Here is a 23,597-nt window from a genome sequence, read left to right on the forward strand (position 1 = left end):
CTTACTCCTGTTGGGGAAGGGGATCGGCCCGCTTGTCGCGGGACTGCTTGGTCGTCACCCGGCCGACCGCGAAGTTCGGTGCGGAATGGACGCGGATCTGGGGAACCTGCGAACGCCACGCCTCGACCTCGACAAGGCAGCTCTGGGCCGCAGGCCCCTGCGAGAGCGACGAGCTCGGGCGGTCGTGGGTCAGGACGTTGGGATTGCCGTGAAGGTCCAGGCAGCCGGGCTGCCCGGGAAGGAGCGGATCGTACCAGGCGCCGGTCGCCATGCGGACCACGTCGGGCCGCATGGCGGGGTCGGTGAGGACCCCCGCGAGACAGGCGCCGCGATCATTCCAGACACGCACGATGTCACCTTCCTTCAGACCCCGCTGCGCGGCGGTCGCGGGATGGATGTGCAGCGGCTCGCGCCCGAAGATCTTCGACGCGCGGCTCGTTCCCACCGGGTCGAGCTGGCCGTGCAGGCGATGCGCGGGCTGCGTGGTGAGCAGGTGCAGAGGAAAGCGGCGCACACGTGGCGAGGAGAGCGCCTCGCGGGGGGGCAGCCAGCTCGGATGCGGCGGGCAATCGTCGTAGCCGAAGCCGGCGATGGTCTCGGAAAAAAGCTCGATCCGGCCCGAAGGCGTGCGCAGCGGAAAGGCATCGGGATCGCGGCGAAATGCGGCGAACGAGGTATAGCTTTCGGCGGGCGCGGGTTTCTCGTAGAAGCCGGCCTCACGCCACGCCGCGAAATCGGGCATGTCGACACCGCGCTCCGCCGCCTTGCCGCGGGTCTGCTCGTAGAGAAAGGCGATCCACGCATCGGCGCCGCGCCCTTCGGTGAACGTCTCGGCGATGCCGAGCCGCGCCGCGAGGGCGCTGAAGATCGCGTAGTCGTCCCGTGCCTCGCCCAACGGCGCGACCGCCTTGCGCATCGCGACGAGGTAACGATCGTTCGACGAGGTCGAGATGTCATCGCGCTCGACGCCCATGGTGGCGGGCAGCACGATGTCCGCGTGCCGCGCCGTCGCGGTCCAGACGTGCTCGTGCACCACGATGGTCTCGGGCAGGGCCCAGCCCCGCAGCAGGCGGTTGATGTCCTGATGATGGTGGAACGGATTGCCGCCCGCCCAGTAGACGAGGCGCGGGGCCGGCAGCGTCAGGCGCTGACCGTTGTAATCCATGTCCCGGACCTCGCCGAGCAGGTAGTCGGTGACCCGCGCGACCGGGATGAAGTCGCCCAGCGGGTTGGACAGGGTCGGCAGGCCGGGGCTCGGCAGCCGGCTGACGGGATTGCCCATGCCGTTCATCGACCCGAACCCGAAGCCAAGTCCCTGGCCCGGCAGGCCGATCCGGCCGAGCATCGCCGCGAGCGCGATACAGCTCCAGAAGCACTGCTCGCCGAAATCGGCGCGTTGGAGGGACCAGTTCATGTTGAGAAAACAGCGACTCGAGGCCATCTCGGTGGCAAGCGACCGGATGCGCTCGGCCGGGATGTCGCAGATGCGCGCAGCCCAGTCGGCATCGAAAGCCTGCCCACCGTTGCCGTTGCGGAGGTAGTCGAGGAACCTGTCGCTCCCGCTGGTGTAGCGCGCGAGAAAGCCATGATCCGCAAGGCCCTGCCGATCGAGTTCGTGGCAGAGCGCGAGGATCATCGCGGTGTCCGTTCCCGGACGCAGCGCGATCCAGTCGTCCACCGGCTCGGCATCGCTGCGCATGGGCGAGACGTTGACGAACCGGCCGCCCTTTGCGCGGAACGCGTCGCGAAAGCCCTGTTGCACATGCGCGCCGACACCGCCGCTTTCGATCTGGCCATTGCGCGCCGGCAGACCGCCGAAGCTGACGAAGAGATCGGCGCCCTCGGCAATGGCATCCCAGCCGGTGGCCGGCCCGTAGAGCAGTTCGATGTCGCCGACGACATGCGGCAGCAGCACCATGCCCGCGCCGAAGCTGTAGTTGTCGCGCTGCTCCACCGCTCCGCCGAAGGCGTTCATGAAGCGCTTGAGCTGCGTCTTGGCGTGGTGAAACCGGCCCGCGCTGGACCACCCGTAAGATCCCGCGAAGATCGCGCCGTTGCCGTGATCCTGCTTCACCCGGCCAAGCTCGGCCGCCACGAGATCGAGCGCCATGTCCCAGTCGACCTCGACGAAAGGGTCTGCCCCGCGCCCCGGCACCACGTCTCCTGCGCGGCCCTCGAGCCAGCCTTGACGGACGGCCGGGCGTCTTACCCGCGTCGCGTGGGTGCGATACTCGGGCAGGGCGGAGATCAACTCGGAGGGGTTCTCGTCGCGCTCAAAGGGCGTGACGCGCAACGTCTGCCCGTCCGGAGCATCGGCGTGGAAGGTTCCCCAATGTGTTGAACTGATCGGCACGTCCGGTACTCGCTTCGTGGTCAGGCTTGTTGACCGGAAGCTTTCAGTTGCGCCCTGCGCGATAAAGTATCCAGTGCGCATGAGATCCGTGCGCCTCACGCACGAATGCGGGGCTCACGGCAGACTGCCCCCTTTGTCGTGGTGAAGTCTGCCTCACCGAGGTCCAGCAAGCCCCGGGAAAGATGAACGCTGTAAGGCTCGGCACGCCGCCGTGCGGATCACTTCAGCCCTATCGCTTGGAAAGATGCCGTTCATCGGTGTGAAAATCCCTGCCACGCCACGGGACACGCAGCCGCGCACAGGCTGCGGACCGGGATTCTCCGCAGGAAGGCTGCGTCGGGCAGCCAGCATTCGCCCAAATTTCCGGCGGCAGACGCCGAAACCGCACAGCTTTTAGGAATAGCCCCGCCCGAGCCGACATTTTTGCCGTCCATTTTGCCGTCCAAATGGTCAACCATTTTGTCTGCAACTAGTCAGAGGGCCATGACATCCTCCGACCAGACCTCCCCCGACATCGACGGCCCCCGCCTGACGACCTCCGAGCTCACGGGCGTTCTGCGTGACCGGATCGTGCGTGAGCAATACGTGGCGGGCCAGCGGCTTCGAGAGCGACAGCTTGCCGGAGAACTTGGCGTGTCCCGGGCCCAGGTCCGCGATGCCTTCGCGGTGCTTCTCGAGCGGCGGCTCTTGCAGCGCGAACCCCATGTCGGGGTCACCGTGGTGCGCCTCGGGGCGCAGGAGATCGAGCATGTCTACCAGGTCCGCAGCGTCGTAGAGGGACTCGCAGCACGGCTCGCCGCCCGCAATGCGCCGGAGGGCTGCTGGAACAGTCTTCGCGACAGGTTCGGCGCGCCTGCAGACCGGATGATCGCCGAAACGGATTTCGACGGCTACAGCCAGCTGCTCGACGAGACCCATCAGGGCCTGATGCTGCACGCCGCCAACCCGGTCCTGAACGAGACCATGTCGCTTCTCGCGGACCGGTCGGCCGTGCTGGCGCGGCGCTCGGTCTTCCTGCCCGGCCGGACGGATGTCGGCCTGCGGATGCACCGGGACCTGATCGAGGCGCTGATCGCCCGCGACGAAGACGCGGCCGAGCGCATCAAGCGGGCCAATCTCGCGGACGCCTGCGAACGGCTGATCCGCTTCGCCGACTACATGCGCTGAAGGACCGGGACATGACCGAAACGAACTGGAACGTGGGCATCGATGTCGGCGGCACCTTCACCGATATCGCGGCGGTAAACCTCGGCGACGGGCGCATGGAAGTGCTGAAGCTGCCCTCGACCCCCGACGCACCTGATCGCGCGATGATGGAGGGCGTGACGCGGCTCGCCGAACGCCTCGGAATCTCGCCTGCCGCCTTCGGCCGTGTCGCGCATGGGACGACGGTCGCCACCAACGCGCTGATCCAGGAGCGCGGGGCGCGGCTGGCCCTCGTCACCACACGCGGCTTCCGCGACGTCCTCGAGATCGGCCGGCAGATCCGTCCGCACATGTTCGACTTCCACACCGACAGCCCGGCGCCCCTGGTGCCCCGGGAGCGGCGCTTCGAGGTCACCGAGCGCCTGCTCTCGGACGGCTCCGTCCACGTCCCGCTGACCGAGGCGGAAATCGACCGCGTGGTCGGGGCGGTCGCGGCCTCAGGGGCCGACGCCTGCGCCGTGTGCCTTGTCCATGCCTACCGGAATCCGGAACACGAGGCGCGGATCGGCGCGGCGCTGAAACAACGGCTGCCCGGAATCTTTCTCTCTCTAAGCCACAAGGTCCATCCGGAATTCCGCGAATTCGAACGGTTTTCCACCACCGCGATCAACGGCTTCGTCCAGCCCGAGATGGCGCGCTACCTTTCGCGTCTCGAAGAGGCGCTCGCCGGCCTCGGCTCTGAGGCCAGGATCGGGATCAACCAGTCGTCGGGCGGCCTGGTGCCCATCGGGCGCGCCACGGACTTCCCCGTGCGAACGGCGCTCTCGGGCCCGGCGGCGGGCATGGTCGGGGTGCTGGAAACCCTGGGCGACAGCTCGTCGGGCAATTTCATCACCCTCGACATGGGCGGCACCTCGGCCGACGTGAGCCTGGTGCGGGACATGAAACCCGCCTTCACCACCGAACGCGAGATCGAGGGCCGCCCGGTCAAGCTCTCTTCCGTCGACATCAACGCGGTCGGGGCAGGGGGCGGCTCCATCGCCTGGATCGACACCGACGGGCTGATGAAGGTCGGGCCGCATTCGGCCGGGGCCGTGCCCGGGCCGGCCTGCTACTCCCGGGGCGGGACCGTGGCGACGGTGTCGGATGCGAACCTGTTCCTCGGCCGGCTGTCACCGGTGCTGCTGGACGGCGAGATGCACCTCGACACCGGGGCCGCGTCCCGGGTCGTGGCGGATCTTGCCGGGGCTCTCGGCCTGACGCCGGAAGAGACCGCGCTGGGGATCATCGAGATCGTCGACGCGACCATGGTGCGCGCCGTGCGACAGATCTCGGTCGAACGGGGTCTGGACCCGACGCGGTTCGATCTCGTGGCCTTCGGCGGGGCGGGCCCCCTGCACGGTGTCGCGGTGGCCCGCGCGCTCGGAATTGCCCGGGTGATCATCCCGGCGCGCCCGGGGCTGCTTTGCGCCGAAGGCCTGCTGAACGCGCCGCTGCGCGAGGACTACGTGCTGCCGCTAGGGCTGCGACTGGACGCAGACGGCATGGCCGGGCTGCGGACCGGGGCGGCGGCCCTCACCGAGCGGGCCGACCTTTGGTTCGCGCAGGAGGCCGCTCGCGGCGAGGGCCGGGTCTCTCTGATCGCCGATCTGCGCTACGTCGGGCAGAACTACGAACTGCGTGTGCCCTACGACTCCGCCTCGACGCAGGACAGCCTGCGCACCGCCTTCGTGACCCTGCACCGCGAGATGTATGGTCACGCCGACGAGGCGGCCCCGGTCGAGATGGTCGCGCTGCGCGCCGAGGCGACCGTGGCGCTGCCCCGCGCGTCCGAGCCAGCCGCGCTGTCGCCTGGGCACCTGCCGCAGGTCACCGGCGTGCGCCCCGTGATCTACGACGCGCGCGGGCCAAGGGAGGCCAGCATCTACCGCCGTGAGAGCATCGGCTGCGGCCGGGCGGTGACAGGGCCCGCCATCATCGAACAGACCGACAGCACCATCGTCCTCGGACCGGAGGACCGTGCCACCGCCGATGCCCGTGGCAACCTCGTGATCGAGGTCCAACCCCATGACTGACCATTCCCCGAAGGCCCTGCCCATGCCCTCCACCGCGCCCCTCAGTCCGATCCGGCTGGAATTGCTGCAGAACGCGCTGGCCTCGGTCACGGACGAGATGTTCGCGGCCCTGACCCGCACCGCCTTTTCCGGCAACATCAAGGAGCGGCAGGACCATTCCACCGCCATCATCGACACGGCGGGCAACCTCATCGCCCAGGCCTCGCAGTCTCTGCCGATCCATCTCTCCGGGTTGATCGGGCTGGTCGGGGCGATCCGCGCCGCGCATCCGCTCGAGACGATCCGGCCCGGCGACATGTTCATCGCCAACGATCCGCACGAAGGCGGCGGGTCCCACCTGCCGGACATCAACACCGCCGAGCCGGTCTTCTTCGGCGGAGAACTGGTCTGTTTCGTCTGCACCATCGCGCACCATTCCGACATCGGCGGCGCGCGCGCCGGCTCGATGGCCTCGGGCCTCACCGAGATCTGGCAGGAGGGAATTCGCATCCCCCTCGTCAAGCTCTACTCGGAAGGCAGGCGCATCGACGACATCTGGAACCTCATCCTGCTCAACATGCGCATGCGCGAGGAACGGCTGGGCGACTTCAACGCGCAATTCGCCGCATCGCGCCTCGGCCTGCGGCGTATGGAGGAACTCGCGCGCAGCACGCCCGCCGCGACGCTGCTCTCGGCCTTCGATGGCATCCTGAAGGGCACCGAGCAACGGATGCGGACCGCGCTGAGCCAGATCCCCGACGGCACCTACAGCTTCACCGACGTGATGGACGGCGACGGGATCGAGGTGTTCGACATCCCGATCGCCGTGCGCATCACAGTCGCCGGCGACCAGATCGAGATGGATTTCGAAGGCACCGGCGATCAGGTTCCGGGCAACATCAACCTTGTCTTCAACGGCCTTCAGTCGACGGTCAGTTTCGCACTGAAGGTCCTGCTGGATCCCCGCGCGCCGAACAATTCCGGCCTTCTGAGGCCGGTGACCGTCAAGGCGCCCGAGGGCAGCATCGTCAACGCCGTCGCTCCGGCCTCGGTGGCGCACCGGGTCCAGACGGGCATGCGGGTGGTCGACGCGATCTTCGGCGCCCTCGCGCCGGTGCTGCCGGAGGCCGTGACCGCCGCCTCGAACGGGTCGAACACCTCGGCGATGTTCCACGGGCACGACCCACGGACCGGACGGGAATACGTCTATTTCGAAACCCTCGGCGGCGGCTCCGGCGCACGGCTGACGCGCGACGGCAAGGACGGCGTCCAGGCTGGACTGACCAATACCTCGAACCTGCCGGTCGAAGCGATCGAGCTCGAGTTTCCGCTTCTGGTCGAAGGCTACAACCTCATCGAAGGCTCGGGCGGTGCCGGCCGCACGCGCGGAGGGCAGGGGATTGCCCGGGCCATCCGGCCCCTCGGCCACAGCTGCGAATTCTCCGGGTCGGGCGAACGCTTCCGCGTCGCGCCCTGGGGGCTCGAGAGCGGCGCCCCGGGCCGGCCCGGCCGCTTCCTGCTCGTGGATGGCGCAACCGGCGAGACCGAACAACTCCCCGAGAAGATCAGCCGCGTGACGGTACGGCCCGACAGCGTCCTGATCATCGAAACCCCCGGCGGAGGCGGCTGGGGCGGCGAGGAGGAGGGCCGCTGATGCTCACCGCGCTCTCCCTCGCACATCGCGCCCGCCTCATCGTCGAGTCAATCGCCCGCGCGATGGCGCTCGTCGCCGGCTGGTCGTTCCTCGCCACCGCGGTGTTCATCTCCGTCGACGTGGTCTGCCGGGCCTTCCTCGGGTTCTCGTCCGGTGCCACCACCGAGATCTCGGGCTACCTGATGGCGTTCGGCCTGAGCTGGAGCCTTGCCCATGCCCTCGCCGAGCGGGCGCATATCCGCATCGACCTGCTGGTCATGAAGATGCCGCTCGGTCTGCGGGTCTGGATGCATCTCGCGGCCCTGCTGCTGCTGCTCGCGCTGGTCGCGATCCTCTGCTGGTCGGCCGTCAACGTGCTGGAGGAAACCCTGCTTTGGAATGCGCGCGACATCTCCGCGCTGCGCATCCCGCTGATCTGGCCGCAGGGGATCTGGGCCTTCGGGCTCGGCGCACTGGCGGTATTCGCCGCGGCGCTGACCCTCGAGATCGTGCTGCTTCTGGCAGCACGGCGTCCGGACGACATCGACGCGATGATGCGGCCGCGCAGCGCCGATGACGATACCGAGGAGACCATTCTCGCGCTCAACGAAGCGCCCCATGCCGACCCGGAGGACCGTCCGTGATTGCCATCGTCGTCTTCGTCCTGTTCCTGATCGCCTTCGCCTGGCTGTCGATGTCGGGAAGCGCTCCGGACGTCTCCATCTGGCCGATCCTCGGGCTGTGCCTGCTCTTCGCCGGCTGTTTCGCCGCGGGCGTCTACATCGCCGCGATCCTCGGCGTTCTGGGCGTGGTGACCGGCTTCGTCTTCTCCGACCGGCCGTTCTACAATTTCCTCGGTTCGATCGCCTGGACGACATCGTCCAACTACGTGCTGATCGCGCTGCCGCTGTTCCTGCTGATGGGCGAGCTTCTGCTGCGCTCGGGTGTATCGGCGAAACTCTACAAGGCGCTGAACCTCTGGCTGAACCGCGTACCGGGCGGGCTCCTGCACACCAATATCCTGTCCTGCGCGACCTTCTCGGCCATGTCCGGCTCCTCGATCGCGACGGCCGCCACCATGGGCTCGGTGGCACTGCCGCAGTTCGAGGGAACGGCCTACGACAAGAAGGTCGTGCTGGGGTCGCTCGCGGCGGGCGGGGCGCTCGGGTCGCTGATCCCCCCGGGAACGATCCTGATCATCTATGCACTGCTGACCAACACCTCGGTCGGCGGGCTCTATGCCGCGGCGCTGCTACCGGCACTGCTGGTGACGGCGCTCTGCCTGGGGGTGATCTTCCTCCACGGGACAAGGAACCCGCTGCCGCAGGCGGCCACCCGCATCCCGCTTCGTGCCAAGCTGAAAGGCAGCCTTGGGATCGTGCCGACCCTGATCCTGATCGCGCTGGTGCTCGGCACCATCTACGGCGGGCTGGCCACGCCAACCGAGGCCGCCGCCTTCGGCGTCGTCGGCGCCGCCGCCTTCGCTCTGATCGAGGGCAAGCTGACGCTGAAGACGATCAACGAAAGCGCGCTGGCCGCGGCCCGCAACACGGCGATGGTCGGGCTGATCCTCATCGGTGCCTTCGTTCTGAACTACGTGCTCACGAGCCTGCGGGTGCCGCAGTCGGTGGCGCAGATGATCGGCGAGCTTCCGGTGCCGGGCTGGGCGATCATGACGGGGATTATCCTCCTCTACGTCGCGATGGGCACGATCATGGAGGGCTTTTCCATGGTGGTCACGACCATTCCGGTGATCTTCCCGGTGGTCATGCAGCTTGGCTACGACCCGATCTGGTTCGGCGTGATGGTCACCCTGCTGGTCGAGATCGCCCTGATCACGCCCCCCGACGGCACCGTGATGTACGTGCTCCAGGGCCTGCGGAAAAACGGTCCGATAACCGACATCTTCCAGGGCGTGATCCCTTTCGTGGGCGCCTACATGCTGGCGGTCCTGCTGCTGCTTCTCTTCCCCGGCCTCGCCCTGATCTTCGAGTGACGACGCCTTTCTTCGAAACGGATTCCGACCATGACTGACAAGACCCCCCTGATGATCGACATGCTTGGTGGTGCCGTGGGCCTGCTGACCCCGCCGCCCACGACCCCGCTGGACTACGGGCGCAAGCTGATCGACGGAGGCCTGTCGGCGGTGAACATGACGATGGCGCTCTATGCCCGTGACATCAAGCCGGTGCTGGTCGAGTTCTTCGACTGGCAGAACCTCTTCGCCGACGCGGGCGAGACCCTTCTGCACGTCCGGACAACCGAGGACATCCTGACTGCCCGCGCCGAGGGCAAGCTCGGGATCATCCAGGGGGTCCAGGGCCTGCATTTCATCGAAGAGCAAACCCCCTACATCCAGATCCTGTCGACGCTGGGCCTGCGGGTCGCGGCGCTGACCTACAACGAGGCGACACAGTTCGGCGCGGGCTGCATGGACCCCGTCGACAACGGGCTTACCCTGCTCGGCGTACGGGCGGTGCGCGAGCTCAACCGGTGCGGCGTCCTCATCGACGTCAGCCACGCCGGCGAGAGGACCAGCCTCGAGATTGCAGAGCGTAGCGAGAAACCGGTGGCCGCGACCCATTCGAACGCGCGCGCCATCACCGACAGCCCGCGCAACCTGAGCGACGCGCAGATCAAGGCCTTCGCGGCGACGGGCGGGGTGATCGGGATTTCTCCCTACTCGCCGTTCTGCAGCCTCGACGAGCGTCCCACGCTTGAGGATGTGCTGGCGCACTTCAAGTACGTGTCCGACCTCGTCGGACCGGAACACGTGGCCATCGGCACCGACTTCTTCCCGCACTCCAAGGTGAAATGGGAAAACGGCACGCGGCGGATGTATCCCGAGATGGTCGGTCCGTTCCTGTTCGAGACGCTCTACGCCGAGGGGCTTGCCGGTCACGCCGACCTGCCGAACCTGCCCGCCGCGCTCGAGCGGGCGGGCTTCTCGACATCCGAGGTCGAAGGGATCTGCGGGCTGAACGGCCTGCGTGTCCTGAAAGCCGCGTGGGGAGCCTGAGCCATGCTGTTCAACCGCCCCCGCGCCACCGCGGCCATGGAGCGCGCGGGCCTCGACCTCCTGTTGCTGGCCGATCCGCGCACGTTTCTCTACGCGACGGATTTCACCGCGCCCTCGACCTTTTCCTTCCTTGACCGGCCGTTTCTCGCGCTGGTGAGTCCGGATACCACGCAGGCCATCGTCCCGAGCTGGGACTACGATGACTTCCGCGCCCGCTCCTGGGTGCGCGACGTCGCGGGCTACACCGAGTTCGCCACGGACATGGACGGCGACCTGTTGCCGTCCTGGCGCGTGGCGCTCGACCGATGGCTGCCCGTCCGGGGCCGCCTGGGCGTCGAGGAGCGCTACCTGCCGAAATGGATCCGCGATGTCCTGGCCGAGTTGCGCCCCGACCTCGAGCTGGTCGATGCCCAGTCGGTCGTGCGCGAGATCCGCATGGTGAAGACGCCCGGGGAAATTTCGCGCCTGCGCATCGCCACGGCGGCAATGGAAGCGGCCGCCGACGACATGCTGGCGGCCGCCCGTGACGGCATCACCGAAGCCGAAATGGGCCGGATCTACGCCACCGGGGTCTCTTCGCGCGGCTGCGAGAACATCGCCAATTTCGTGCTGGGGTTCGGACCCGGGGGTGCGGTGAGCCACGCCATTCCCGGGCCGCGGGAACTGGCGCCGGGCGACGCCATCCGCTTCGACCTAGGAGCCCGCTACCAGGGCTACCACGCCGATACCGCCGTCACGCGGATGTGGAAGCACATGACCCCGGAGCAGGAGGTGCTCTATCGCGCGATGCTCGACAGCCAGCGTGCCGCAGCCGAACTGCTCTGCGCCGGGCGCCCGGTGCGCGAGCTCTACGACATCGCGGTGCGCGTGGCGCGTGACAGTGTGCCGACCTTCCGGATGGAACACGTGGGCCATGGCCTGGGCGTCGAGCACCACGAAAGCCCGCCGCTGATCGGCACCGGCGAAGCGGTGCTTGAAGCCGACATGATGATCAACGTCGAGACGCTGTTTCTCGACCCCGTCCACGGTGGCTTCGCCATCGAGGACACGTACCTCGTGACCGAAACCGGAGCAGAGCAGCTGACCGGCTTCGACCGCAATCCGGTGCTAGAGCCGCGATGAACGGCAACCACCGCGACTGATCCTCTCCTCGAACCAACAGGGAATAGACAATGAGACTCCTCTCCTCCTCGGCGCTGATGCTGGCCCTTGCCGCTGCCCCGGCGCTCGCGCAACCCACGCTCTCGGGCGACGGCGACACGATCACCATCAAGACGGTGACCCAGACCCTGCCGACGCTCACCCAGTACACCAAGGTCGAAAAGCCGAACTACGACCAGGTGCCGGACTGGTCGAACGGTCGCATCACCATCGAACCCTCGACCTGGGCCGAATACGGTGTGACGGCGAACGACATCCTCAATCTCGTCCGCCAGGGCCAGGTCGACGTGACCGCCGCGCCGCTGGCGCAGGTCTCGGGACAGGTGCCCTTTCTCGAGATCGCCGACCTCGCGGGGCTCTCGCTGGACGTCGAGACCGCGAAAACGATCTCGGACGCGGTGATCGACGCTTCGAACGAGACGCTTTCGCAATACGGCATCCGCATCATCGGCACCTATCCGTTTCCCGCGAACGTCATGTTCTGCAAGGGCGAGGTGAACTCGCTCGCGGAACTCGAAGGCCGCAAGGTGCGCACCTTTTCGCCGTCGCAGAACGACCTCGTGCAGAGCCTCGGCGGACAGACCGTCTCCATCGGCTTTCCGGAAGTCTACGGCGCGCTCGAACGCGGCGTGACCGACTGCGCGGTGACCGCCGCGCTCTCGGGCAACGCCGCCAAGTGGTTCGAGGTGACCGACGCCATGCTCAACGTGCCCGTGTCCTGGGGCGTCGGGGGGTACTACGTCAGCACCCAGTGGTGGGATGGCCTCGACCCCGAGGTGCAGAGCTTCGTCGCCGAGCTCTACTCGAAGATCCAGACCGAGGAATGGGACCTTGCAGCCGCGGGCACCATGGACGGGATCGCCTGCAACACCGGCGACGCCGAGAACTGCCAGATCGGCGAACTGGTCACCGGCGACGAACAGATGACTGTCACCGAACCTTCGGAAGAGGACCTCGCGACACTCAGGACGGCGCTGGTCGAAACCGTGATCCCCTCCTGGGCCGAACGCTGCGGCTCCGACTGCGCGGTCAGATTCAACGAGATCCTCGGACCGATCACCGGCCTCACCGCCGAGGAATGACCTTTCCCCGGGCCGCGCTTCGCGGCTCACCTTCCCCGGCGCCCACCAGGGTGCCGGGGCCTTTCACGCACACGACCGCGACCCGGCCGGGACCGCCTGGCGCGACAAGACGATGGAGATGGATTTGGACGATATCATCGGCGAAGCGCTCGACCGGCTGATCAACGTGGAGATGCGCTACGCCTCAGGCGTGCCACGCGGGATCATCCACCGGCTCTACGACGCCGCCCGCGCCGAGGCGGGGCGACCGCTCACGACGCTCGCGGTAGAGGCGATCATGGCCGCTGTGACCCCCGGTGACCGGGTCCTGATCGTCACCGGCGCCGGAGCACCACCGTTCCTGCCGGTGGGCGAGACCGATGGCCCGCTCGGAGCGGTGGCGATCGGCCACGCACTCGATCGCGGTATGGGCGCGAAGCCGATCTTCCTTTCGGAGGATCGCAACCTCGGCCCCATCGCCGCCACGGCCGAGGCCGCCGGTCTCTCGATCCTGCCGGAGGAGATGTTCGACGCCCGCCCCGCCGCCGCCATGTGCGAGGCACTGCTTCTTGCGCCCGCCGACACGACCGCGCAGGCGCGTGAGCTGATCGCACGGCACCAACCCTCGATGGTGATCTTCGTCGAGAAGGGCGCTCCGAACGACAAGGGCGTCTTTCACACCATCACCGGGCGGGGTCGCGACCGCTCGGTCATGGCCAGCGTGGATGCCCTCGAGGAAGCCGCGCGGCTTGCCGGCATTCCCACGCTCGGTATCGGGGACGGCGGGAACGAGGCCGGGTTCGGCCGCATCCCCGAGGCCGTCGCCGAGATCCAGGAGTTCGGACGGATCTGTGCCTGCGGCTGCGGCGGAGGCATCGGCACGGTGGTGGGCGCGGACGTGCTGGTGGTGGCCGCGATCTCCAACTGGGCGGGCTATGCAATCGCCGCCGGTGTGGCACTCGCGTCGAACCGACCCGAGGCGCTGCACACGCTCGATGTCGAAGAGGACATGCTGGCAGCCTGCGCCCGTGCGGGTGCGGTCGACGGCCTGAACGGACGACAGATGAAGGGTGTCGACGGCACCTCGGCCGCGACCCAGACCGCGATCCTGACCATGATGCAGAACATCGTCGACAACGCGCGCCGTCCGCTGAAACGCGAGTTCTGACCCGAAAGACCCTGCGTGTTCCGGAAACCTTCGGACTGACCTTCGCAAACCCGATGCGGCGCTACCGCATCGGGTAGGCATCCCGTCGAGCCCGTCGTGGAACGCCCGCTCGACGACGAGGGCCGGGCGCTTTCTCGTTCCGACAGTGAAACTTATTATTACATAATCATCATTATAGGATTCAAACGCCACGCCAGAGTTGCAGCCGCCACGCGGGCAGCAACAGCCCTGCCGCCAGCGTGGGAAAGCGAGAGGGAGGCACGTCACCCAATGTGCCGTCGCCTCCTTCTGACAGTCACGCTTATCGCGGCGGCGCCGCTTGCTCCGCGTATCGAGCAGCCGAGAACGCAGCGGCCCGGGTCGCGGCGCCTCGTTCATCCTGGCCCACCACGCCCCGAGCACCGAAGGGCCGTGGCCGGACGCGTCCCACGACCGGCCGTTACGCCGGCGTGCACACCTTTGTCACGCAGGTCGGCAAGGGCGCGCCGTCCGCGTAGCAGGCGAGGTTGCGGAACTGCAGGAGGGCCATGGCTGCCCGTGTCTCCTGCGTGGCCGAGCCCTGGTGCGGCTGAAGGATGACGTTGTCGAGACCGAGGAACCGCTGGTCCGGATCCGGCTCGCGCAGGAAGACGTCGAGCGCGGCGCCTGCGATCGTGCCCGCCTGAAGCGCGTCGATCAGGGCCTCCTCGTCGATCACCGAGCCGCGCGCCATGTTGATCAGAACCCCCTCGGCTCCGAGCGCCTCGATCACTTCGGCCGAGACCATCCCCTCGGTCTCCGGGCCGCCGACCACGGTCACGAAGAGCGCGTCGCAGGCAGCGGCAAGCGATGTCGCGTCGGCGTGGAAGACCCAGTCCGGCGGCGTGTCCTTCGGCCGGCGCGACTGGTAATGCACCTCGCACTTGAAGGCCGCGAGCCGGTCGGCGAGTTCACGCCCCACACGCCCCATTCCGAGGATGCCGACCCGGCGACCACTGGCCTTGGTCTTCAGCGGCATCGTGCCCTCGCGCGCCCAGTCACCGCTGCGCACCCAGCGGTCACCCTCGATCACGCCGCGCCGGAGCGCCAGGTAGAGCCCGACGCCAAGATCGGCCACGTCGTCGTTCAGCACGTCAGGCGTGTTTGTGACGACAATGTTGCGCGCCTCTGCAGCGTCCACGTCGATGGCATCGTATCCGACGCCGAAGTTCGCGATGAGACCGACATTCGGCACGAGATCCATGAGATCCCCGCCCATCGGGTCGTGGCTGTGGAACGCGAGCGACAGCGCAGCGGCGCGCGTCGCGTCGGGCAGATCCCCGAGGTCCGCCGGTGCATCGACCCATGTGACCTCGAAGCGATCGGTCATCCTGTCGCGGGAGATGTCGTCGTAATGCCCGATGGCAATGATCGCGGGTTTGCTCATCCTGTGCTCGTCCTTTCCTTTGCGGGGTCGACCGGCGGCATGCCTTCGTCCAGAAGGCCCGACCGCTCGATCCCGAGTGTCTGTTCGCGGGTTCGGATCAGCAGCGTATCGAGCGCGGCGAGCGCTTCGCGCGGGTCCGAGTCCGCGATGGCCTGCATGATCCGGGCGTGGGGCAGCGCCGTTTCCTCGAGGTTCACGTGTCCGAACCGCGCGAGGAAATAGCCGATGCGCCGCGACACGGCGTGCAGCGGCATGACGGCGCGGGCCGCGACCTCGTGACGGGCCGCCGCCGCGACCGCCGCGTTGAACGCCTGGTCGATCTTCGAGAAGCCGGCGCTGTCGCCGGCGGCGATCACGGCCTCGGTGCGCAGGGCCATGCCCGCGAAGCGCTCGCGCTCGGCCGAGGTGGCCTTGCGCACGGCGTGCTCGATGAGAAGCCCCTCGATCCGGCCCCTCACCTCGAGCGCGTCAAGCGCCACCGAGACCTCGATCGGCCGGATCAGGATGCCTTCGCGCGGCATGACGCTGAGCAGGAAATCCTGCTTGAGCTGCAGCAGCGCCTCGCGGACCGGGGTGCGCCCCATGCCCGTCAGCTCGCGCAGGCGGGTCTCGGTGACGACCTCGCCCGGCGCGAGTTCGAGGGTCACGATCATTTCCTCGATGCGGGCATAGGCGGCGCCGGCCTGGGTGCGATCGGCCGGCCGCCCGGTGGGCGTGAGACTCATGACCGGGCCTCCGACCTGCGGCGCAGGCGCAGCACCCGGCGCAGCAGCGGAAAGAGCCAGATCAGGATCGTGACCGTCGCGAGCACCGCCGCCAGCGGGCGGTTAACGAAAGCCGTCATGTCCCCCTGCGACTTGATCAGCGTGTTCAGGAAGTTCGCTTCGAGGACCGGCGCCAGAACGACGCCCAGAATTGCAGGTGCGAGCGGAATGTCGTTCTCCTCCATCCAGAACCCCACGAGACCCGCCCCGAGCATGACGACCACCGCAAAGGTGGTGTTCTCGACTGCGAAGGCCCCCGCGATGCAGGCGGCGACCACCATCGGCATCAGGATCGAGCGTGGAACGGCAAGAACATAGCGGAATATCCGGATGGCGAGAAAGCCGAAAGGCACGATCATCACGTTGGCCAGCAGGAACGCGAGGAAGACCGAGGTGATCAGCTCGGGCTGCATCAGGAACACCTGCGGCCCGGGCGTGAGCCCCTGCATGTAGAGCACGCCGATGATGACGGCGGTCAGGCTGTCGCCGGGGATGCCGAAGACCGTGGCCGGAACCAGTGCGCCGCCCATCGAGGCGTTGTTGGCGGCCGAGGCGGCGGCGATGCCGTCGGGCACGCCGGTGCCGAATTTCTCCGGGGTCTTGGATTGCTGACGGGCCAGCGCATAGCTCATGTAGCCCGCGATGTCGGCGCCGGCGCCGGGCACCGCGCCGATGACCGTCCCGAGCCCGCAGCCCTGCAGGATGCGCCCGAAGTGACGCTTCAGGTTGCGGCCGACGCCGTCGAAGAGGCCGCCGACCACGACCGCTGTCCTCTCGCGGGCGCCGCCGGGCTCCAGTGCGAAGCGGAACACCTCGGACATCGCGAAGAGCCCGATCAGCACCGGGATGAAGCCGATACCGCCCGCAAGGTCGCTCTGTCCGAAGGTGAAGCGCGGCTGGCCCGACACCGGGTCGAGGCCGACGAAGGCCACGCCCAGCCCGAGGCAGAGCGAGATCACCCCCTTGGCCGGCGCGCTGGCGCTCACCCCGATCGCCGCGGTCAGGCCGAGCGCGGCCAGCCAGAAATACTCGGGCGTCGAGAACAGCAGCGCCAGTTCGCTGAGCGACGGCGCCACCAGCAGCAACACCACCGCCCCGAAGATCCCTCCGATCGCCGAGCAGATCAGACCGGTGCCGAGCGCCTCGCCGGCGCGGCCCTTCTGGGTCATCTTGTAGGCTTCATCGGCATAGGCGGCCGAGGCCGGCGTGCCGGGAATGCGCAGCAGGGCACCGGGGATGTCGCCGGAGAAGATCGCCATGGCGCAGAGCGTGACCACCCCCGCGAGCGCCGGAACCGGCTCGAGGAAATAGGTGACCGGCACCATCAGCGCGACGGCCATCGCCGCCGAGAACCCGGGGATCGCGCCGACCACGAGGCCGTAGAGCGCCGATGCCGCCATGACCAGCAGCACCTGCGGGGTCAGCAGCAGTTGAAGGGCGGACCAGATCACCATGTCAGCGTCCCCGCGTATCCGGACAGCAGCCCCCAGGGCAGCTGAACCTGCATGAACTGGTAGAAGAAGGTGTGGAGCACGAGCGTTCCCACCACCGCGAGCCCGATGTCGAGCAGCGGACGCCGGTCGAACCACAGCAGCATGACCGAGAGGCTCACCACCATCGCGGGCAGGAACCCGAGCCATTTCGATGTCGCGATGTAGAAAAAAAGTGCGGCAGCCACCACGCCGAAGGACAGCGCGGCCCGCGCCGCCGAGCCCTCTCGCGTGAACCGGACCAGCGGACCGAAGCCCCCTGCCAGCAGGCGCCGGGCGATCATCGTCGCCCCTGCCGCCATGAGCAGGCCTCCGACGATGGAGGGAAAGAAGCCGGGCCCGTAGGCGATGAACTGCGGTGTCGGCAGCGCTTGGGCGCCAAACAGCATGAGTGCGCCGAGCAGGACCGCGATCAGCCCGTTCGCAGCGTCGTCGAGTTTCATTTGCTCCTCCCCTTGCTGACAGTGCGGCCGCGCCCGTCCTCGGGCGCGGCCGCTTCAAAGTATGAGCATCTCGACCTTACAGGCCGAGCGTGCCGATCACGTTGCGGACCGATTCCTGTTCGCTGGACATGAAGTCCCCGAACTCGGCCGACGGGCGCCACTGGATGCCGAAGCCGCGCTCGGTCATGGCATCGCGCCACTCCTCGTCGTGGACGATCTCGTCCATCGCGGTTTCGAGCGTCGTGGCGATCTCGTCGGGCAGGTCCGCCGGTGCGATCAGGCCGCGCCAGGCACCGAGCGTCAGGTCGAGATCGGTCACATCGGACAGCGCCGGGATGTCGGGGAAGGCCTCGAGCGGCTCATCTGCCATCACCACGAGGCCACGCACGCGTCCCGCCTCGATCAGCGGGCCGGCTTCGGGCAGCGACGACGGCACCGCGTCGACACCGCCGGCTGCGAGATCCTGAAGCGCGGCCGCGGCGCCCTGCCCCGAGACGAAGCGCACCTGCCCGACGTAGACGCCATACTCGTCCATCATCGTCGCCACGGCCATCGGCCAGGACCCGCCGCAGCCGCCGCCGCAAGCCACGACGTAGTCGCCGGGCGCTTCCTTGAACGCGTCGAGCGCTTCGGTGATCGAGGACCACTCGCTGTCCGCCGCGACGTTGAAGCCGGCGGGATCGAAGTTGTACTGCGCGATCGGCGTGAAGTCCTCGACGTTGAAGTCGGCCTGCCCCATCGGCGCGTAGTGGGCGAAGTTGAAGATCACCCCAAGCGTATAGCCGTCAGGCTCGGCGCCCTTGATCGAGCTGATGCCGACGACGCCACCGCCCTGCCCCTGGTTCACCACGTTGAACGGCTGGCCGAGCTTCTCCTGCAGCCGCTCGGCAAGCATCCGGGCGGTCTGGTCCGTTCCGCCGCCGGCGCCCGAGGGCACGACGATGGTGACCGGACGTTCCGGCCAGTCCGATTGCGCCGCGAGCGGCGTGGCGAGGCCCGCGGCAAGCATGGCCGCGGCGTAGATTGCATATCGAGACATGTGTCCTCCCTTGATATATCACGATATATCAGAGCGTGAGATAGAGGCCAAGTCAAGTGATCGACCTCATGGAAGGGGCACACAGGCATTCGCCACGGGCCCGCTCTCGGATGCCCCCTAGGTGCAGTGCGGCGGATAACAACCTGACACGATTGCGCCTTTTATTGATCACGCGCGACGAACACGTTTCGGGGGGGGGGGCGGATCCATGTTTCGTAAAGCCATCTGTCTTCGCAGCGGCCGGATCGACGTATCGCAAGNTGTCTTCGCAGCGGCCGGATCGACGTATCGCAAGGAGAGATTTTCGGGCCGTCCTCGGGAATCACCGACGCGGCGAGCGCAGATTTGGCGTGACGGTCCGGCCCCAGTGGCACGGTAAGAGGACTGCCGGCTCGCCCCGGGGGCTGTCCCTTGCCTCCCACCGTGATGAAGCCCCAGACGAAGGGCTCACGGACAGGGGCCATTTTCGAGAAAATTCGGCTCGGAAACGTCCTGACAGCGCGCGCCGTACTGCCTAAATTAATGGCACCTCGCGACACGAGTCGCGGGGCCCACGCAACGGTCGGAAAGTTACATGTCCCTCGAAACCAAGCTCATCCTGTGCCCCGTCAATCTCCGACACGCGAAAGTCGAATACAACGCCTACACCGAAGCCGTGGAAATGGCGGAGCGGCGCGGCGCGAAACTGATCGTCGCCACCGTCGCCCCCGAGATGGAGCGCAACCTCAACATCCGCGATTCCGATGCCTACTGGGGCGAGCAACTCAGGAAGTTTCTCAAGGACCATCCCGCGCCCGGGGTCGAGGTCGAAGCCGTGGTGCGCAAGGGCGCGGTCCATCGGCAGATCGTCAAGCTGGCCTCCGAGCGCAAGGTGGATCTGATCGTGATGGAATCCGCGAACCCGAAGGTGAAGGACTACCTGCTCGGGACCAACGCCTCGCATGTGGTGACCCATGCAAAGTGCTCGGTCTACGTGGTGCGCACCTGAATCTGCCCCCCCGAGGAAGCCCGCCCGTCGCCCCTACCGGGTGACGGGACCGCTGCAACCGGATGCGTCAGCGGATCTCGGTGATGTAGCAGTGATCTTCGGTCAGGGCGGCGTGCCGCATGGCGACGAGGGGCCGGTTCATCGAATCGTAAGAGACCTCGTCGATATCCAGCAGCGCGCGCGGCACATCGAGCGGAAGGTCGAGATACCGGAGGTCCTCCTCGGTTGCCAGCCGCGCGACCAGCTTCTCCCGCACCGCGGCCAGGCGCAGCCCGTGCCGTTCGAGCAGCCACTTGTAGACCAGCGTGGGCATCTCCTCGATCGTCACCGGGAAATCCGGCGCCAGCGAGAGCGGCACGGTCACCCGGTCGAACATCACCGGGCGTCCCTCGTAGATCCTCAGGCGCAGCATGTAGGCCACGGGCGCGTTCACCGGCAGCTCCAGCCGCTCGGCCTCGTCGAGCGTGGCGCCGCGATGGCAGGCGTCCACGAGAACCGTGTTGCTGCTGACCAAGCGGCCCTCGATCGTGTGCAGCCGGTAATACTGGTAGAACTGCGACATGGAGTGGTGCGGCGTCCGGCCGGTCACGACCGTCCCGGTCTTGCGCCGCCGCATGATGACGCCCGAGGCCGTGAGATCGGTCATCGCCCGCCGGATCGTGCCGTAGGATACCCCGAACTGCCGTGCGAGTTCGGTTTCGGGCGGCAGCACGAAGCCTTCGCCCCAGGTGCCCAGGATGATCCGGCGCAGGATGCGCTCCTTGACCTGCTCGTGCAGCGGCTTGCGCATGAGCCCGGTGTCAAAGGCCTCGTCCTCGTCGGTTTCCGCCGTGATCGGCGGCTCATGCCCATCGACCATGACCAACTCCTGTTCTCATCCTGCTGAATATTTCCACAGAAAACACACTTGCCAACCCTCGTCCATCTGTATTTCTATATAGATATGAGAAAACAGACTTCCCAGCCCGCGACAGGTTCGCTCGCACCGCCGGACACAGAGGCCATGGTGCAGGCTCTCGCCGAGATGATCGCCTGCCCCACGTCGATGCCGCCCGGTGAGGGCTACGAGGATTTCGCCCGCCTGATGGAGGCGTCCTTTGCCGATCTCGGCTGCACGTCCGAACGGGTGATCGTTCCGCGTGAGCTGTGGGACGGCCCGGGGCTGTCCGGTGAGCGGGTGAACCTCATCCTGCGGCCGGACATGCCCGGCGCCGACGCGGACCTCCCCGAGGCGATGATCTATTTCCACACCGACACCGCTCCCGTCGGCGATGGCTGGACGGTGGATCCCCTCAGCCTCACCGAGCGCGACGGCAAGCTGCTCGGGCGGGGCACGGCGGACATGAAGGGCACGATCGCAGCCGTTCGCGATGCGCTGCTGCGGCTCGCCGATGCCGAGGCGCCGCTGGCCTTCCGCCCGGTGCTGGCGTTCTGCTCCGACGAGGAGGGTGGCCGTTACCCCGGCATTCGCTACCTTGCCGAAAACGGACCGCTGCCCGAGGTGCTGCTGAATCTCAACGGTTCGGCCGAGCCCCGTATCTGGGCCGGCTGCCTGGGTTCGCTCGACTTCACGCTCACCGTCACCGGGCGCGCCACCCACTCCGGCGAACCCGACCGAGGCATCAACGCCGCCGAGGCCCTGCTGCCCGCGCTCATCGCCCTGAACGCCCTCAAGCCGCAGGTCGAGGCGCGCACCACGGCACTGCCCGCGCCGCCCTGGTCCGACGGTCCGCTCAAGGGGCGGCTCAACATCACCGCCATCCATTCCGGCGACAAGGGCTCGGCCCTGCCCGGTCAGGCCCAGACGACGGTCAACCGCCGCTACATCGCCGAGGAAGACGCCGAGACGGTCATCTCCGAGATCCGCGAGACCGTCGCGCGCGCAATGGACGGCACAGCCGCGCTCGACTGGGATCTGCGCGTGACCGGGCACCTGCCGCCGGTGTCTGACCCGGATGGCCCCGCCACCCGTCGCTGGACCCTTGCGCGGGCGCGGGCCTTCGGTCTGCCCGAGAGCGACTTCCTGCGCTACGGCTCGGGCACCTCCTCCGATTTCGGCTGGGTGCAGAAGGCGGGGCTGAAGCACATGCTTCTCGGCGGGCTTGCCCGCCCCGACCGCAACGTGCACGCCGCCGACGAATTCACCACGGTCGAGGACCTTCGCGGCTTGTCGGACGCGATCGCATACTTCCTCGCCGCGGACAGCGCGCCGGACGGCGCCGACCAAACCGACAGCTTTCCAACAGAAGGAACACCCCAATGACCATGACCCTCGATCGTCGCGGCTTCCTGCGCACGGCGGCTGCCACCAGCGCCTTCGTCACGGTGCCCGGCCTCGCGTCGATGGCGCAGGCCCAGGACATCCAGCCCGGCGGCACCCTGCGTGTCGCGCTGAACATCACGCCGTCGGTGCTGAACCCGATGCTGCTGCGGCTCAACTCCGAGTACCTGCTTGCCGAGATGCTCTATTCGGGCCTGACCATGCTCACCCCGGACATGACCGCCGAGCCCGATCTCGCGACCGAGTGGAGCGCCAATGACGACGCCACCGAATGGCGGTTCGTCCTGCGCGAGGGCGTGACCTTCTCGAACGGTGACAGCCTGACGTCGAAGGACGTGGTCGCCTCGTTCACCAAGCTGCTCGACCCCGCGACCGCCGCCCCCGGCAGCCGCAACCTCGGCCCGATCGCCGAAGTGGTGGCCGACGGCGACCACGCGGTGATCTTCCGCACCGAAAGCCCCTATGCCGACCTTCCGGTCGCGCTGACCTATCCCACCGCCAAGGTGGTGCCCGCTTCGATCATCGAGAGCGACTTCGAAAGCCTCGGCCAGACGCCGGTCGGCTCCGGCCCGTTCCGGCTTGTCGAGTTCGTGGCCGATGACCGCGCCGTGGTCGAGAAGAACCCCGACTACTACATCGAGGATCAACCCTACCTCGACCGCGTCGTCGTGCGGACCTTCCCGGACGCCGCCGGTGCCGCGGCGGCGATGCTGGCCGGCGAGATCGACATCCTCAACGACATCCAGCCGACCGACTTCGCGCGCATCTCGGCCGGCGATGGCGTCGAGGGGCTGCGCACCCCGTCGGGGCGCTTCCTCGACGTGGTGATGGACTGCACCGTCGAGCCGTTCAACGACCCCAAGGTCCGCGAGGCGCTGTCCTACTGCGTCGACCGCGAGGCGATGGTCGAACTCGTCGCCGAAGGCTACGGCACCCCCGGCAACGACACGCCCATCAACTCGGCCTACCAGTATCACGCCGACGCACCCATCAAGGGCTACGACCCGGAGCGCTCGAAGGAACTGCTTGCGGAAGCGGGCTATCCCGACGGCATCCAGATCGAGCTTGTCGCCTCGGTCAAGCCGGACTACCGCGCCGCGATGGCCGTGGTGCTGCGCGAGATGGCCAAGCCGGGCGGCTGGGACATCACCGTGCAGACCATGGATCACCCGAGCTACCTCGACCAGGTCTGGAAGAAGGGCAACTTCTACGTCGGCTACTACAACATGCAGCCGACCGAGGGGACGATCTTCAACCTGCTGTTCACCTCCGAGGCAAGCTGGAACGAGACGCGCTGGAACAACGAGGAGTTCGACCGGCTCGTCAGCGAGGCAGACGCCACCACCGACGAGGACACCCGCGCCGAGCTTTACGCCGAGGCGCAGGAGCTCATGCGCGAAGAGGTCCCCGCGCTGGTGCCCTGCTTCTTCGATCTTCTGGGCGCCCGCGGCACCCATGTCGAGGGCTACGAGCAGAGCCCGCGCGGCGCCAACTTCGCGCTGCACAAGGTCTGGCTGACCGCCGACGCGCCCACGCGCTGACCTCGCACCCGACCCGAAAATGCAACGACCGGCGGCGCCACATGCGCCGCC

General features: G+C 67.7%; 19 protein-coding genes. 12 read left to right on the top strand and 7 right to left on the bottom strand.

Annotated elements, in window-relative coordinates:
- Position 1: 1 nt before the first annotated feature.
- On the bottom strand, positions 2-2,353 hold the full coding sequence (locus D6860_RS09995; RefSeq protein WP_229743315.1) for a molybdopterin-dependent oxidoreductase: 2,352 nt from the start codon (positions 2,351-2,353) through the stop codon (positions 2-4).
- A 483-nt stretch (positions 2,354-2,836) separates the two neighbouring features.
- On the opposite strand from D6860_RS09995, the gene D6860_RS10000 reads away from it, so the two are divergent.
- From D6860_RS10000 to D6860_RS10040, 9 genes are all read left to right on the top strand, one after another.
- Complete coding sequence (locus D6860_RS10000; RefSeq protein WP_076624336.1) at positions 2,837-3,520, top strand: GntR family transcriptional regulator; 684 nt, start codon at positions 2,837-2,839, stop codon at positions 3,518-3,520.
- An 11-nt stretch (positions 3,521-3,531) separates the two neighbouring features.
- Positions 3,532-5,574: a hydantoinase/oxoprolinase family protein gene (locus D6860_RS10005; RefSeq protein ID WP_076624335.1), complete on the top strand. Its 2,043-nt coding sequence runs from the start codon at positions 3,532-3,534 to the stop codon at positions 5,572-5,574.
- Entirely contained in the window at positions 5,567-7,207 is a 1,641-nt protein-coding gene (locus D6860_RS10010) for a hydantoinase B/oxoprolinase family protein (RefSeq protein WP_083697847.1), read from the top strand. Before D6860_RS10005 ends, D6860_RS10010 begins: the two co-directional genes overlap by 8 nt.
- A complete protein-coding gene (locus D6860_RS10015) occupies positions 7,207-7,830 on the top strand; it encodes a TRAP transporter small permease (RefSeq protein WP_076624333.1) in 624 nt (207 codons plus the stop codon). The genes D6860_RS10010 and D6860_RS10015 overlap by 1 nt, the downstream gene beginning before the upstream one ends.
- On the top strand, positions 7,827-9,182 hold the full coding sequence (locus tag D6860_RS10020; RefSeq protein ID WP_083697846.1) for a TRAP transporter large permease: 1,356 nt from the start codon (positions 7,827-7,829) through the stop codon (positions 9,180-9,182). Before D6860_RS10015 ends, D6860_RS10020 begins: the two co-directional genes overlap by 4 nt.
- A gap of 30 nt (positions 9,183-9,212) precedes the next feature.
- Positions 9,213-10,205 carry a dipeptidase gene (locus D6860_RS10025; RefSeq protein ID WP_076624332.1) on the top strand — a complete coding sequence of 331 codons (993 nt, stop codon included), beginning with the start codon at positions 9,213-9,215 and terminating at the stop codon, positions 10,203-10,205.
- A 3-nt stretch (positions 10,206-10,208) separates the two neighbouring features.
- Positions 10,209-11,327 (top strand): M24 family metallopeptidase, encoded by a 1,119-nt coding sequence (locus D6860_RS10030; protein WP_076624331.1) that lies wholly within the window; start codon positions 10,209-10,211, stop codon positions 11,325-11,327.
- 50 nt (positions 11,328-11,377) lie between these two features.
- Positions 11,378-12,448, top strand: coding sequence for a TRAP transporter substrate-binding protein (locus D6860_RS10035; RefSeq protein WP_076624330.1), 1,071 nt, complete (start codon positions 11,378-11,380; stop codon positions 12,446-12,448).
- A 118-nt stretch (positions 12,449-12,566) separates the two neighbouring features.
- Positions 12,567-13,595 (top strand): glutamate cyclase domain-containing protein, encoded by a 1,029-nt coding sequence (locus D6860_RS10040; protein WP_076624329.1) that lies wholly within the window; start codon positions 12,567-12,569, stop codon positions 13,593-13,595.
- Between the two features lie 439 nt (positions 13,596-14,034).
- Here D6860_RS10040 and D6860_RS10045 read toward each other — a convergent pair whose 3' ends face one another.
- The 5 genes from D6860_RS10045 to D6860_RS10065 form a co-directional block, all read right to left on the bottom strand.
- The gene (locus D6860_RS10045; RefSeq protein ID WP_076624328.1) at positions 14,035-15,000 is read right to left on the bottom strand and encodes a 2-hydroxyacid dehydrogenase; all 966 of its coding nucleotides are present in this window, start codon (positions 14,998-15,000) and stop codon (positions 14,035-14,037) included.
- A complete protein-coding gene (locus D6860_RS10050) occupies positions 14,997-15,725 on the bottom strand; it encodes a GntR family transcriptional regulator (RefSeq protein ID WP_076624327.1) in 729 nt (242 codons plus the stop codon). The genes D6860_RS10045 and D6860_RS10050 overlap by 4 nt, the downstream gene beginning before the upstream one ends.
- Positions 15,722-17,218: a tripartite tricarboxylate transporter permease gene (locus tag D6860_RS10055; RefSeq protein ID WP_076624326.1), complete on the bottom strand. Its 1,497-nt coding sequence runs from the start codon at positions 17,216-17,218 to the stop codon at positions 15,722-15,724. The genes D6860_RS10050 and D6860_RS10055 overlap by 4 nt, the downstream gene beginning before the upstream one ends.
- Positions 17,212-17,697 carry a tripartite tricarboxylate transporter TctB family protein gene (locus D6860_RS10060; protein WP_017470193.1) on the bottom strand — a complete coding sequence of 162 codons (486 nt, stop codon included), beginning with the start codon at positions 17,695-17,697 and terminating at the stop codon, positions 17,212-17,214. Before D6860_RS10060 ends, D6860_RS10055 begins: the two co-directional genes overlap by 7 nt.
- A 76-nt stretch (positions 17,698-17,773) precedes the next feature.
- Positions 17,774-18,736, bottom strand: a complete 963-nt coding sequence (locus D6860_RS10065; RefSeq protein ID WP_076624325.1) for a Bug family tripartite tricarboxylate transporter substrate binding protein — start codon at positions 18,734-18,736, stop codon at positions 17,774-17,776.
- 574 nt (positions 18,737-19,310) lie between these two features.
- Here D6860_RS10065 and D6860_RS10070 point away from each other — a divergent pair.
- Positions 19,311-19,724, top strand: coding sequence for a universal stress protein (locus tag D6860_RS10070; protein ID WP_017467365.1), 414 nt, complete (start codon positions 19,311-19,313; stop codon positions 19,722-19,724).
- Between the two features lie 67 nt (positions 19,725-19,791).
- On the opposite strand, the gene D6860_RS10075 is transcribed toward D6860_RS10070, so the two are convergent.
- Complete coding sequence (locus tag D6860_RS10075) at positions 19,792-20,583, bottom strand: GntR family transcriptional regulator (protein WP_017467364.1); 792 nt, start codon at positions 20,581-20,583, stop codon at positions 19,792-19,794.
- 144 nt (positions 20,584-20,727) lie between these two features.
- On the opposite strand from D6860_RS10075, the gene D6860_RS10080 reads away from it, so the two are divergent.
- Both D6860_RS10080 and D6860_RS10085 read left to right on the top strand, forming a co-directional pair.
- Entirely contained in the window at positions 20,728-21,987 is a 1,260-nt protein-coding gene (locus D6860_RS10080) for a M20 family metallopeptidase (RefSeq protein WP_206512194.1), read from the top strand.
- Positions 21,984-23,546 carry an ABC transporter substrate-binding protein gene (locus D6860_RS10085; protein WP_076624323.1) on the top strand — a complete coding sequence of 521 codons (1,563 nt, stop codon included), beginning with the start codon at positions 21,984-21,986 and terminating at the stop codon, positions 23,544-23,546. Before D6860_RS10080 ends, D6860_RS10085 begins: the two co-directional genes overlap by 4 nt.
- The last annotated feature ends 51 nt before the right edge of the window (positions 23,547-23,597 follow it).

It is taken from the genome of Salipiger sp. D13 (assembly GCF_003703915.1).
GTDB classification, from domain to species: domain Bacteria; phylum Pseudomonadota; class Alphaproteobacteria; order Rhodobacterales; family Rhodobacteraceae; genus Salipiger; species Salipiger profundus.